Here is a 12596-nt window from a genome sequence, read left to right on the forward strand (position 1 = left end):
CGATGACGCTAGCCAATTTCGTAAAGACACTCGTCGGCGGTCCACGCCTCGATTCGCTGCATGAAGCGCGCCGGAATACCTGGGCGGCATGGCTTGTCCCGATACCGGGGGAGCACGCGCATGGCCGCGATCCCGGTTACGAGGATGCATTCTTCGAACTGAAGGACGAAGCGACCAAGCTGTCCGGAATCGACGACGGCCTGATTACCCGAGCATGCGAACAGCTTCTCAAGGAAACCGGAAAGGATCTGCGTCTGGTCGGTTACTACGCATTTGCGCGGCTGCGTCAGGATGGTCCCACCGGGTTCGCCGACGGACTCGAGCTGGCCGCGTCGCTGGTCGACCGGTTCGGCGAGACCTTGCTGCCCGCGCGCGCCGAGGCAAAGCGGGCGGCGCTGGAAATGCTGTCGACCGCGCGAATGATCGAAACGCTGGACAGCCGCGGTGACTTCGGCCCCGCGGATCGCGAGCGCGCGATTGCAGCGCTCGAGGTACTCGTCACCCGCACCGGTACGTGGTCCGACGCCGCCCGTCCGAACCTGCATCCGCTGGTTGCCCGCTTCGGGAACAAGGACGAACCGGTTCGCAACGTGAGCCCGGACATGGCGATGCCGCAGACGTCCGCCTCAGCAAGCGTATCGAGCGGATCGATCGCATCGGCGCGCGACCTGCTCGATCATGCCCGCGCGATGTCGGCATGGCTGCGCGATCAGGAAAACGGCTATTTGCCGTCGGTGCGTATCGCGCGCAGCGTGCGGTGGGACACCTTGCACGACGTGCCGCCGTCGGATGCCGTGTCGCACACGCGTCTGACGCCGCCACGCGCCGAGTTGCGCCAGCAACTGAAGCGGCTCGTGCTGCAGAAGCAGTGGCACGAACTGCTCGAGCGCGTCGAAGGGGCGTTCATGGAAGGCGTGAATCACCTGTGGTTCGACCTGCAGTACTTCCAGCATGTCGCGCTCGATCACGTCGGCGCGCCCTACCACGCATGGAGCGACGTGCTGCGCGCGGACTTTGCGTTGTTCCTGGAACGATTGCCGGGCATCGAGCGGCTTGCGTTCAGCGACGGCACGCCATTCTCCGACGACACGACGCTCGAGTGGATCGCCCGCCACGCGGTGGTGCGCGACCTCGAAGCGGGCGAGACCGTTGCGCCGTTGCCGGTGTCCGCGGATAGCGAAGGCGATGCGGGCGACTGGCCGGAGATCGAGGCGCAGGCTCGCGAGCAGGTCGTGCGCGACGGCGTCGAGGCCGCGTTCGCATGGCTCGATGCGCTGCCCGGCATGAAGACCGAGCGTCACCGTTTCCTGCAGCGGCTCGTGATGGCGCGCGTGGCCGATCATGCCGGTAGACCGGATACGGCCCTTGCATTGCTGGTCGAACTCGACACGTCGTCACGCTCGCTGCCGGTGATGCGCTGGGAGCCTGCGCTGGCGTTCGAGGTCAAGCAGCAACTCGTGCGCGTGTTGAAAGCGACGAGCAACCGCAAGGACGCCGACAAACCGACGCTCGCGCGCCGCATCGGCGAGCTGCAGGCGGAACTTACCGTGCTCGACCCGGCTCGAGCGCTGACTCTTTCGTAACGAGAATTCATGGCAAACGACGATCCCATCCTGCGCTACTACGAAGCGGAAATGCGCTATTTGCGCGAGGCCGGCAAGGAATTCGCGAAGGCGCATCCTGATCGCGCGCGGCTGCTCAACCTCGACCGTGTCGGCGATCGCGATCCGTACGTCGAGCGGCTGTTCGAGGGTTTCGCATTCCTGACCGGGCGCCTTCGGCAGAAGCTCGACGACGAGTTGCCGGAGCTGACGGAAGGGCTGGTCACCCTGCTGTGGCCGCACTACTTGCGCATGATCCCGTCGTTGTCGGTCGTGGAACTCGTTCCGCTGTCGGAAAAGCTTCAGAAGACCGAAGTCGTGCCGGCGGGCGCGTCGATACGCTCCGCGCCGATCGCCGTACCGCCGCCCGCTGGCGCGGAAGGTTTGTCACCGAAGGCCGTGCAATGCATTTACAGGACCACGCAAGCGGTCACGCTGCAACCGGTCACGATAACGCATGCCGCGCCGACCGTGCGGCACGACGGCCGCTCGGTCATCCGGCTCGGCTTCGCGCTGGGCGGGTCGGCACGCCGGATGGAAACGGATCTGTCCCGGCTGCGCCTGTACCTGAATGCGGATCTGCCGACGGCGTTCGCGATGCACCTTGCGCTCACGCGCCAGGTCGACACGATTCAGTTGCGCATTCCGGAGATCCGCGATGGCGAGGCGATGCCGCTCGCCGGCGTCACGATCGAGCCGGCCGGCTTCTCGGTCGAGGAGCGACTGTGGCCGAAGGCCGACGCGGCTTTCTCCGGCTATCAGTTGCTGCTCGAATACTTCACGTTCCGCGAGAAATTCCTGTTTGTGGATCTTTGCGGACTGGATGTCACGAAGCTGCCCGACCGTACCACCCGGTTCGAGCTGGAGATCGTGCTGACGCAGGCCTATCCGTCGGACCAGCGCTTCAGCGCGGAAAACGTGCGGTTATTCTGCTCGCCGGTGATCAACCTGTTCGAGCTGGATGCCGAGCCGATCGAAATCGACCATCACGAAACCGAATATCGCGTGGTGCCGGCGGGCCATCAGGGCGAACATGTCGAAACGTATTCCGTCGACGCGATCGAGGCATTCGACCACGAAACGGCCGAGCGGTATGAATACGTGCCGTTTGCGACGTTTCGTCATCGTGGCGGCATGCTGCGCCACGAGGCGCCGGAGCGGTATTTCCATTCGCGCGTGCGCTCGGGCGCGGCGGGGTTGCACGAAACGTGGGTGGTGCTCGGTGGTCATGCATGGGAAACCAGGGAGGCGCTGCCCGAGGAAAGCCTGTCGTTGCGCGTGACGGGCACGAACGGGCTGCTGCCGCGCAAGGGGCTGCGGGAAGCCAGTCTCGACGAACTCGCGACCAGTTCGCAGAACGTCACCGGGGTGCGCAATCTCGTCTCGCCGACGCTGCCGCTGTATCCGCCGACGGAAGACCGGTTCCAGTGGCGTGTGCTGTCGCACCTGGCGCCGAACTTCCTGTCGATGATGAACGCGGAAGTGCTGCGCGGGGCGCTCGCGCTCTACGACTGGACGGATGACGAGCTGAACCGTCGACGGCTCGCGGGCATCCTGTGGGTGTCACAGGCACTGATCGAGGAGGTGTCGGGCGGCTCGGTCGAGCGCGGCGTGCTGATCGAGATCACGCTCGACAGCCATGCGTTCGCCGGGGACGGTGACGTGATGCTGTTCGGCGAACTGCTGCATCGGTTCTTCGCGCTCTACGCGGACATCAACCTGTTCACGAAGCTCGCGATCGTCAGCCTGCCGTCTCAGGCACGCATCGAATGGCCGCGGAGCAAGGCCGAGCGGGCTCCGCTATGAAGCTGCACGACATGCCGAATCTTGACCCGCTTGTCGCGTCGCTGCTGGCGCGTGCACCGCGAATGAACTTCATGCAGCTGTGCCGGTTGCTCGAGGTGCGCTTTCCCGATCAGCCCGGGTTCGGTACACGCGACGCGCTCGAGCATGAACCGGTTCGCTTCCGGCCGCGACCGCGGATGGGTTTTCCTGCGAGCGAAGTTGCATCAGTCGAATTTGACGATGGACCGGACACGTTCCGGCCTGGCTTACCGCCGATCGTGCGCACGACCTTCATGGGGCTGTACGGCGTCGATGCGGCGATGCCGTCGCACATGGTCGACGAGATCGTGCTGCGCGAGGAAGGGCACGAGGCGGTCGAGGCGTTTCTCGACCAGTTCAATCATCGGTATGTCACGTTGCTGTATCGCGCCTGGCGAAAGTATCGCTATCCCGAGCACTTCAGGCCTGGCGGCATCGATGCGCATTCGCGCAACCTGTTGTGTCTGGCCGGGTTCGGCTGGGGTGACAAGCCGAAGCGCGCCGGCCTGCCCGATTCGCGGATGCTGGCGTTGCTGGGGCTCCTGATCCAGCGCACTCGCACGCCGGAGGGGCTGGCGGGCGTCGTTGCGCTGGCTATTCCGCGAGTCGAGGTTCGGGTCGACGAGTTCTGGCCGGTCGTGACGTCGACGGGGCGGCCGCGGCCGCTTAACGGTGCCGGGTCTGCGGTCGGGAAGTCGGGGACCAGTCAACGTAACGGGTTGGGCGGAGGCTACGTATTGGGAAAGCGGATGGCGTATCGAAGCCGGGCGGTACGGGTGACGTTGCGGCCGGCCGACGCTCGGCAGGCGCAGGACCTATTGCCGGGTGCAGGGCTGCATCGCGATTTGATGGCCTTTGTGCAGTTATATGTCGGTGTCAAGGCGGACGTACACCTGCGTATGGAGGTGTCGTCGCGATACACGCCGGAACCGGCGATCGGTCAGGGAAATACCGGGCCGGTGCCTCGGCTCGGCTGGACGACCGTGCTGCCCGCTGACGAGGAACGTATCGTCAATATTGCGCTCGGTGTTTACGAGGCTTTTCCCACACCGGATCCGAATCCACACCTTTCCGCATCGCATGCTTGACCAGGAACGACGCATGGCCTTCAGATTTGTCGGTTCAGTTGCTGCATTCATTTTTCTGCTATTGCGTCCGGCCGACAACAGCTGACACCAATACGCGCATGACCTACACCATGCATTGCCGAGGCAAACCAATGTCCATTCGTTTTGCGGTTTCAATCTTCTCGTCCTCCTTGCTGCTGTCCGCATGCGGCGCCTGGCAGTCCGTCTCGGACGTCTCGTCGAGCGCGTATCACGCGGTGTTCTTCAAGCAGGTCAAGGTGCTCAACGTCGATCTGTCCGCTCGGGAGGCATTGAATCCTGATGACGCCGGCCGCGCAACGTCGGTCGCGGTGCGCGTGTATCAGTTGAAGGATCGCAAGATGTTCGATGGTGCGTCCTACGAGGATCTGCTGAAGAATGACCGGACGGTGCTTGCGCAGGACCTGCAGGCCAACCTTGCCGCGGTGTTGAATCCGGGGGCGTCGGCAAGCCTTACGCAGCCGATGCAGGCCGATACGAAATACGTCGCGGTCGTGGCGTTCTATCGCAGCCCGGGCAATGGCGACGGCTGGAAGTACGTGATCGAAAAGAAGAAGCTCGACGCGGACAAGCCGTTGAAACTCGAGCTTGTCGATCAGCTTCTGTTGGCCAGCGGCGCGATTCGCAACACATCGAGGTAGTGCCTGACTGGCCCGGTGTCTTGACGATCCTTGAAATGCAAAGGACATGACCTGACCCGCGCACTCGATGAACCGAATCGCGAGAGCCGACGAACCCGGGCCCGGAACGCATTGCATCGAGTGCTCGAGGGCGATGTCATGCGCGGGCTCAGTCCTTCTGATGCCCCCGCATCCGGCTCTGCACCGCATACGCCACCGACCCGATCACGATCCCCCAGAACGCCGACCCGAGCCCGAGCCACGTCATCCCCGACGCGGTCGCGAGGAACGTGATCATCGACGCGTCGCGATGGTTCTCATCCTCGAAGATCCCGTGCACGTTCGCGCCGATCGCACCGATCAGTGCGAGCCCCGCCAGAATCGTGACGAACGCCTTCGGCAGCGCGAAGAACAGCGTGACGATCGTGCCCGCGAAGAGCCCGCCGATCAGGTAGAACGCGCCGTTCGCGAGCCCGGCGACATACCGCCGCGCCGGATCCTCGTGCGCATCCTTGCCGGTGCACAGCGCCGCGGTGATCGCCGCGACGACGATCGTGATCCCGCCGAAGCATGCGACGACGAGCGACATCACGCTCGTCGCGGTGATGATCGGCCGCGCCGGCGTGTGATAGCCGGACACGCGCAGGATCGTCATCCCCGGGAGGAACTGCCCGGTGAGGCTGACGACGACGAGCGGCAGCGCGAGGCTGAGCGTCGTGCCGAGCGTCCATTCGGGGGCGATGAAGAGCGGCCGCGCGAGGCTCGGCGACACGTTGCCCAGATGCGTGATCCCGAGCAGCGTCGCGAGCGCGGTGCCCGTCAGCAGCACGAGCACGATGCTGTAACGCGGCAGCAGCTGCTTGAAGATCACATACGCCGCGATCATCCCGAAACCGAGTACCGGCTGCGCGGTCGCCGCCGAGAACGCATGCATGCCGAACGGCAGCAGGATGCCGGCCATCATGCCGCACGCGATGCCGCGCGGGATGTGGCGCACGAGCCGGTCGAAATAGCCGGACACGCCGATCGCCAGGATGATCAGTGCGGCCGTGATGTAAGCGCCGATGGCCTGGTTGAGCGTCAGTTGCGGGAACAGGCCGACGAGCAGCGCGGTGCCCGGCGCCGACCACGCGGTGACGACGGGCACCTTCAGCTTCCAGCTCGCGAACAACCCGGACACGCCCGCACCGATCGAGATCGCCCAGACCCATGAAGTCACCATTCCGTTGGACGCATGCGCGGCCTGCGACGCCTGGAAGAAGATCGCGAGTGGACCTGCGTAGGAAATCAGGACCGCGAGAAAACCTGCGGTGATCGCGGAAACGGACCAGTCGTTGCCGAGCGTGCGAATCGCGCCGGAAGGGGTGTTGGGTTGCATCGTCGTCGGGGAAGGCGGCGCGCGGCCGTGCGGCAGAGCCGGGGCGAATGATTGTTGGAAGCCCCGGATGAGCCGCCATTCTGCGCATTGCCGACGCAATTGGCAATTCGCAGGCGGCGATCGGTACTGTCGGCTTTTCGTAAGGATCGGTGCCGAAACGCGGAAACTTCTGACGTCACGTACTGATCTGCAACACCCTGTCGACGACCGCCACCTTGATCCCGCTGCCCGTCGACAGCGATGCCGTGCCTTCGTCGAACGGATGCACGGGCGGATCGGTCGGCGTCCACGCATGGCGCGCGAGCAGCGCACGATACCCGCCACGGATCACGAAGCCGCCGCATTTCTGCGCATACGCGTCGCGACGCATCCGGTATGCGCGCGGCAGGTCGTACCACGGCAGCTTCGGCAGGTCGTGATGGACGAGGTGATAGTTGTTGTTCAGGTACAGCAGCCGCATCGCGAAGCCGGCTTCGTTGATCGTGATGCGCGCCTTCGGATGCGGCGCGGCGCGATGTTCATACAGCGAGCGGATCATCGCGAGCGACAGCGCGGGCCACGTGACGGCCAGCAGGTAGTACCACCACGGCACGCCGATCGCCGATTGCAGCCACGCGAGCAGCACGGCCACGCAGGCAACGTGAGTCGCCCACATCGGCAGGTAATGGAAATCGCCGCGCAGGAACGCGGCGAATGCGTCGCGGAACGTCGCGGCGATCGCGAGCGGCGGCCCGACGACGATGCGCCCGATGAAAGTCTTGCGCGCGACCGTCAGCGCCCGGCGCCAGCGCGGCAGCCGCGCCCAGCGTTCACGTGTCACATAGTTCGTTTCGGGATCGATGCCCGGCACGGTCAGGTCTTCGTCGCGGTGATGCTCGAGGTGCGTGTCGCGATACAGCGTGTACGGATACCAGACCGTCAGCGGCGGATAGGCGAGCAGCTTGTTCACGAAGGCGGAACGCGTCGGATGGCCGTGCAGCAGTTCGTGTTGCAGCGACAGGTGCCACGCGCCGAGCAGGATCAGCGGCGGTGTCGCGGCGGCGAGAGACAGGTGCCCGGCGCGCACGAGCAGCAACACGGCGAGCCAGCCGCCGTAGATGACGACGACGAGCAGCCAGGTCGGCCACTCGGTGCGGGCGGTGAAACGGGCGTCGAGCGCGGCGATCGCGCGCGCGTGATCGACGTCGAAGTATTCGGCCATGGCGTTGAGGCAGGATGGATCGGGCGGTGCGGGGAACGAGCGATGGAACCGGGGCGCTCGGCCCGGGTGCGCTGGTGTCTCGCGGATCACGGTCGGCCCGCCCGGCATCGCGCACGATGGCGGCGCCGGCAGGCATTCGAACGGTACCGGCACGGCGCGGCTACGCCAACCAATCGATTCGCATTTGCTTATCGTGTGGCAGCCGATAAGCATCCGGCCCCTCGCCGATGCGTAAAATGCCCGCATGAGCTCCTGGATTGCAGTTTTGCCGATGTACAACGTGACGCCGCGCCATGCCGCGCTGTGGCGCGCGTTGCTGCGCGACGTGCTCGCTGCGTTCGCGGACGCAGGCGGGCCGGCCGACGTCGCGCAGCCCGACGCGCCGCTCGACGACCTGCCTGCACTGTGGCGGCGCGACGATCTGCTGCTGTCGCAGACCTGCGGCTACCCGTATCGGATGCTCGGCTTGCGCGATGTCGTGCGATTGGTTGCGACCCCCGTTTTCGACGCGGACGGCTGCGACGGTGCGCGCTACAGCAGCGTGCTGGTCGTGTCGGCGCGCGTGCATGCGGGCGGCGCGACGACGCTCGCCGCCTGCCGGGGGTTGCGGGCCGCGTTCAACGGCGAGGATTCGCACAGCGGGGTGAACGCCTTCCGGCACGCAGTGGCGCCGCATGCGCACGACGGACGGTTCTTCGGCTCGGTCACGCCGTTCGGTTCGCACCTGAACGTGCTGCGTGCGCTGGCATCGGGAGAGGCCGATTGCGCGGCGATCGACTGCGTGACTTTCGCGTATGTGCGCGACGCGCTGCCCGATCTGCTCGAGGACATCCGCGTGATCGGCATGACGGCATCGGCGCCGGGCTTGCCGTTCATCGCATCGCGGGCGCTGGCGCACGTTCGGGTCGGCGCGTTGCAGGATGCGCTCGATCGCGCGGTCGCCGTCGATGCGGAACGGGCGCGCGTGCTGAGGCTGAAGGGATTCGACCGGCTGTCGCCGGCCGACTACGACACGATTGCGCGGTTCGCGCAGGCAGCCGCCGCGCACGGCTATCCCGAACTCGCGTGACGCACGGAACGGGCGCACGGCGGTGCGGCGACCACCCCGCGCCGCGCCCCGCTTACTCCTCGTCCATCAAGCGGACCTTGACCCGCTTGCCCTTGATCTTTCCCGCATTGAGCTTGCGCAGCGCGTCGCGCGCGACGCCGCGCTCGATCGCGACATAGGTCGAGAACTCGGTCACGTTGATCTTGCCGATCTGCTTGCCGTCGAATCCGGCGTCGCCGGTCAGCGCGCCGAGCACGTCGCCCGGACGGATCTTGTCCTTGCGCCCGCCAAGGATCTGCAGCGTTTCCATCGGCGGCAGCAGCACGCTGTCGTCCGCGGGCTTGAGCTCGGCGAGCGGATGCCATTCGACCTCGCGCTTCTGAGCCTGTTCGATCGCGCCGACGCGGCCCATCTCGTCCATGCTCGCGAGGCTGAGCGCCCAGCCGTCCTGATCCGCGCGGCCCGTGCGGCCGATGCGGTGCACGTGCACTTCCGGGTCGGGCGTCACGTCGACGTTGATCACCGCCTCGAGCTGCGCGATGTCGAGCCCGCGCGCGGCGACGTCGGTCGCCACCAGCACCGAGCAGCTGCGGTTCGCGAACTGGATCAGCACCTGGTCGCGCTCGCGCTGGTCGAGCTCGCCGTGCAGCGCGAGCGCGTGGAAGCCCTGCGCGTGCAGCACGTCGAGCAGGTCGCGGCACTGCTGCTTGGTGTTGCAGAACGCGATCGTGCTCACCGGCCGGTAGTGGTTCAGCAACTGGCCGACCGCATGCAGCCGCTCGTCCTCGGTCACTTCATAGAAGCGCTGGCGGATCTTGCTGTCGTCGTGGCGTTCCGCGAGCTTGATTTCCTTCGGATTGCGCAGGAACTGCTGGCTCAGCTTCGCGATGCCGTCCGGATAGGTCGCGGAGAACAGCAGCGTCTGGCGCGTCGTCGGGCACATCCGCGCGACCTTCGCGATGTCGTCGAAGAAGCCCATGTCGAGCATCCGGTCGGCTTCGTCGAGCACCAGCGTGTTCAGCGCATCGAGCTTCAGGTTGCCGCGATCGAGGTGATCCATGATGCGGCCCGGCGTGCCGACGACGATATGCGCGCCGTGCTCGAGGCTCTGTGCCTGCGGACGCATCGGCGTGCCGCCGCACAGCGTCAGCACCTTCACGTTCTCCTCGGCGCGCGCGAGGCGGCGCACTTCCTGCGCGACCTGGTCGGCGAGTTCGCGCGTCGGGCACAGGATCATCGCTTGCACGTCGAAACTGCGCACGTCGAGGCGGGCGAGCAGCGCGAGCGAGAACGCGGCGGTCTTGCCGCTGCCCGTCTTCGCCTGCGCGATCAGGTCCTGGCCGGCGAGCGCGACCGGCAGGCTCGCGGCCTGGATCGGCGTCATGTCGACATAGCCGAGCTGCGCGAGGTTCGCGAGCGTGGCGGGCGTCAGCGGCAGCGCGCTGAACGGCGTGGCGGTCGGTGGGGTCAAGACAGGTCTCCGAGGTAGGGGCGGCCTTCCATCTGCTCGTAGACGACGTTGCCTTCATCGTCCTCGAAGCGTTCGAGATAGTTGCGGGCGCCGCACAGCGGGCAGCGGAACAGCAGCCCCTGGCCTTCGTCCTTGATGACGACGTCGGACTGCTCCCACTGCGTGCCGCAGCTCTGGTTTCGGCAGGTAAACACGGTCTTTCTCCAGCTGAATTCGGTTGATGGCGCGCCCGGGCGGGCGCGGCCACGGCGGGCGGCGCTCGCGCGGCTCGGGCGCGGGCCGCACCGGCGGTGGCTCGGGTTGTGTCGATGCGGATGATGGATCGGGCGGCGACGGGGTCGCGCGTGCCGCAATTCTAGCGGAAGCCGGTGCTTCCGCCCGGCGCGCGCCACGAAAAACGGCCGCCCCGGAGGGCGGCCGTGTCGGGCGGCATGACAGTGGCGCGCGGGTGCCGGGCAGGTGCCGCGCGGCGTCGGACGCGTTACAGCGCCATGTCGGCCGATGCCTTCGCCGGGCGGGCCGGCGCGGCGCCGTTGGCCTGCGACGGCACGCCGAGGTCGATCTTCGGCGGCGGCGACAGTTGCAGCACGTCGCTCGTGTAGGTCCATTCGTCGACGACCTTCGCCGGGCTGTCGTTCAGCTTCGTGCCGTAGCTCGGCACGATCTGGCGGATCTTCTGCTGCCACTCGGGCGTCGCGACCTTGTCCTTGAACACCTTCTTCATGAGATTCAGCATGATCGGCGCGGCGGTCGACGCACCCGGCGACGCGCCGAGCAGGCCCGCGATGCTGCCGTCCTGCGACGCGACGATCTCGGTGCCGAGCTTCAGCACGCCGCCCTTGACCGGGTCGCGCTTGATGATCTGCACGCGCTGGCCGGCCTGCCACAGGCGCCAGTCTTCCTTCTTCGCGTTCGGGAAGTATTCCTTCAGCGCGTTGAAGCGGTCGTCGTCGGTCAGCATCAGCTGGCCGGCGAGGTACTGCACCAGCGGGAATTCGTCGACGCCCACGCGCATCATCGGCGCGACGTTGTGCAGGTTGGTGCTCTTCGCGAGGTCGAAGTACGAACCGTTCTTCAGGAACTTGGTCGAGAACGTCGCGAACGGCCCGAACAGGATGATCTTCTTGCCGTCGATGATCCGCGTGTCGAGGTGCGGCACCGACATCGGCGGCGAGCCGACCGACGCCTTGCCGTAGGCCTTCGCGAGGTGCTGCTTCACGACTTCGGGGTTGTCGGTCACGAGGAACGAGCCGCCGACCGGGAACGCGCCGTAGTCCTTCGCTTCCGGGATGCCCGACGCCTGCAGCAGGTGCAGCGCACCGCCGCCCGCGCCGATGAACACGAACTTCGCGTCGACGGCTTGCGGCGGTTCGTCCGAGTGCAGCTTGACCCACGACACGTGCCACGTGCCGTCGGCATTGCGCGAGATCTCGCGCACTTCGCTCGACAGCGACAGCGTGAAGTTCGGCTGCGTCTTCAGGTAGCCGACGAACTGGCGCGTGATCTCGCCGAAGTTCACGTCGGTGCCGATCGGCGTCCACGTCGCGGCCACCTTCTGGTTGCGGTCGCGGCCTTCCATCATCAGCGGCACCCACTGCTTGATCTGGTCGTAGTCTTCCGAATACTGCATCCCGCGGAACAGCGGGCTCGCCTGCAGCGCTTCGTAGCGCTTCTTCAGGAAGCGGACGTTGTCGTCGCCCCACACGAAGCTCATGTGCGGCGTCGAGTTGATGAACGAGTGCGGGTTCTTCAGCACGCCTTGCTTGACCTGCCATGCCCAGAACTGGCGCGAAATCTGGAACGACTCGTTGATCTCGATCGCCTTCGAGATGTCGACCTTGCCGTCCGCCTTCTCCGGCGTGTAGTTCAACTCGGCGAGCGCCGAGTGGCCGGTGCCGGCGTTGTTCCAGCCGTTCGAGCTTTCCAGCGCGACGCCGTCGAGGCGCTCGACCATCGTCATCGACCAGTCGGGCTGGAGTTCGTGCAGCCAGACGCCCAGCGTCGAGCTCATGATGCCGCCGCCCACCAGCAGGACGTCGACCTTCTTCGTATCGGCGGCGTGCGCGGACGATGTCACGACGCACAGCGCGAGCGCCGACAGTATTACCCGTAACGTTTTGATCACAGCAGATCCCTTTTTCAACTTGGATGCATCGATTTGCCATGCCGCCCGGCGCGCGGTCCCGTTGTGCGGAAACACGGGTCCGGAGATCCGGATCGCGAATCCGGAATTCCGGATCGGCGCTGCACGCCGTTGCATTTGCGCACGCGAAGCCATTCGGAAGGACACCTTCGGATTGGCCTCCCGGGAGCGGGCAAGCGCATGCGTCGCGACGGTGCGCCACGC

At 66.1% G+C, this 12596-nt stretch carries 10 protein-coding genes; 5 read left to right on the forward strand and 5 right to left on the reverse strand.

Annotated elements, in window-relative coordinates:
• The first annotated feature begins 2 nt into the window (after window positions 1–2).
• From tssA to tssJ, 4 genes are all read left to right on the forward strand, one after another.
• Entirely contained in the window at window positions 3–1583 is a 1581-nt protein-coding gene (gene tssA, locus CFB81_RS29175) for a type VI secretion system protein TssA (RefSeq protein ID WP_089437457.1), read from the forward strand.
• A gap of 9 nt (window positions 1584–1592) precedes the next feature.
• Window positions 1593–3407, forward strand: a complete 1815-nt coding sequence (gene tssF / locus CFB81_RS29180) for a type VI secretion system baseplate subunit TssF (protein WP_089437458.1) — start codon at window positions 1593–1595, stop codon at window positions 3405–3407.
• A complete protein-coding gene (tssG, locus tag CFB81_RS29185; RefSeq protein ID WP_256976362.1) occupies window positions 3404–4513 on the forward strand; it encodes a type VI secretion system baseplate subunit TssG in 1110 nt (369 codons plus the stop codon). Before tssF ends, tssG begins: the two co-directional genes overlap by 4 nt.
• 131 nt (window positions 4514–4644) lie before the next feature.
• On the forward strand, window positions 4645–5172 hold the full coding sequence (tssJ, locus tag CFB81_RS29190; RefSeq protein ID WP_256976373.1) for a type VI secretion system lipoprotein TssJ: 528 nt from the start codon (window positions 4645–4647) through the stop codon (window positions 5170–5172).
• Window positions 5173–5320: 148 nt separating this feature from the next.
• On the opposite strand, the gene CFB81_RS29195 is transcribed toward tssJ, so the two are convergent.
• Both CFB81_RS29195 and CFB81_RS29200 read right to left on the reverse strand, forming a co-directional pair.
• Window positions 5321–6529, reverse strand: coding sequence for a benzoate/H(+) symporter BenE family transporter (locus CFB81_RS29195; protein ID WP_089437460.1), 1209 nt, complete (start codon window positions 6527–6529; stop codon window positions 5321–5323).
• Window positions 6530–6704: 175 nt separating this feature from the next.
• Window positions 6705–7730 (reverse strand): fatty acid desaturase, encoded by a 1026-nt coding sequence (locus tag CFB81_RS29200; RefSeq protein WP_089437461.1) that lies wholly within the window; start codon window positions 7728–7730, stop codon window positions 6705–6707.
• 244 nt (window positions 7731–7974) lie between these two features.
• On the opposite strand from CFB81_RS29200, the gene CFB81_RS29210 reads away from it, so the two are divergent.
• On the forward strand, window positions 7975–8799 hold the full coding sequence (locus CFB81_RS29210) for a phosphate/phosphite/phosphonate ABC transporter substrate-binding protein (RefSeq protein WP_089437462.1): 825 nt from the start codon (window positions 7975–7977) through the stop codon (window positions 8797–8799).
• 52 nt (window positions 8800–8851) lie between these two features.
• Here CFB81_RS29210 and dbpA read toward each other — a convergent pair whose 3' ends face one another.
• From dbpA to mqo, 3 genes are all read right to left on the reverse strand, one after another.
• Window positions 8852–10249: an ATP-dependent RNA helicase DbpA gene (gene dbpA, locus CFB81_RS29215; protein ID WP_069617574.1), complete on the reverse strand. Its 1398-nt coding sequence runs from the start codon at window positions 10247–10249 to the stop codon at window positions 8852–8854.
• Complete coding sequence (locus CFB81_RS29220) at window positions 10246–10443, reverse strand: hypothetical protein (protein WP_006483193.1); 198 nt, start codon at window positions 10441–10443, stop codon at window positions 10246–10248. Before CFB81_RS29220 ends, dbpA begins: the two co-directional genes overlap by 4 nt.
• A gap of 287 nt (window positions 10444–10730) precedes the next feature.
• The gene (gene mqo, locus CFB81_RS29225) at window positions 10731–12374 is read right to left on the reverse strand and encodes a malate dehydrogenase (quinone) (RefSeq protein ID WP_089437539.1); all 1644 of its coding nucleotides are present in this window, start codon (window positions 12372–12374) and stop codon (window positions 10731–10733) included.
• Window positions 12375–12596: the final 222 nt, after the last annotated feature.

Source organism: Burkholderia sp. AU28863, from assembly GCF_002223195.1.
Lineage (GTDB): Bacteria > Pseudomonadota > Gammaproteobacteria > Burkholderiales > Burkholderiaceae > Burkholderia > Burkholderia sola.

Bases quoted from the DNA above. Each gene is read 5' to 3' on its own strand.
- CFB81_RS29195 (WP_089437460.1), bottom strand. From the start codon at position 6,529: ATGCAACCCAACACCCCTTCCGGCGCGATTCGCACGCTCGGCAACGAC.
- CFB81_RS29200 (WP_089437461.1), bottom strand. From the start codon at position 7,730: ATGGCCGAATACTTCGACGTCGATCACGCGCGCGCGATCGCCGCGCTC.
- tssJ (WP_256976373.1), top strand. From the start codon at position 4,645: ATGTCCATTCGTTTTGCGGTTTCAATCTTCTCGTCCTCCTTGCTGCTG.
- tssG (WP_256976362.1), top strand. From the start codon at position 3,404: ATGAAGCTGCACGACATGCCGAATCTTGACCCGCTTGTCGCGTCGCTG.
- tssA (WP_089437457.1), top strand. From the start codon at position 3: ATGACGCTAGCCAATTTCGTAAAGACACTCGTCGGCGGTCCACGCCTC.
- CFB81_RS29210 (WP_089437462.1), top strand. From the start codon at position 7,975: ATGAGCTCCTGGATTGCAGTTTTGCCGATGTACAACGTGACGCCGCGC.
- tssF (WP_089437458.1), top strand. From the start codon at position 1,593: ATGGCAAACGACGATCCCATCCTGCGCTACTACGAAGCGGAAATGCGC.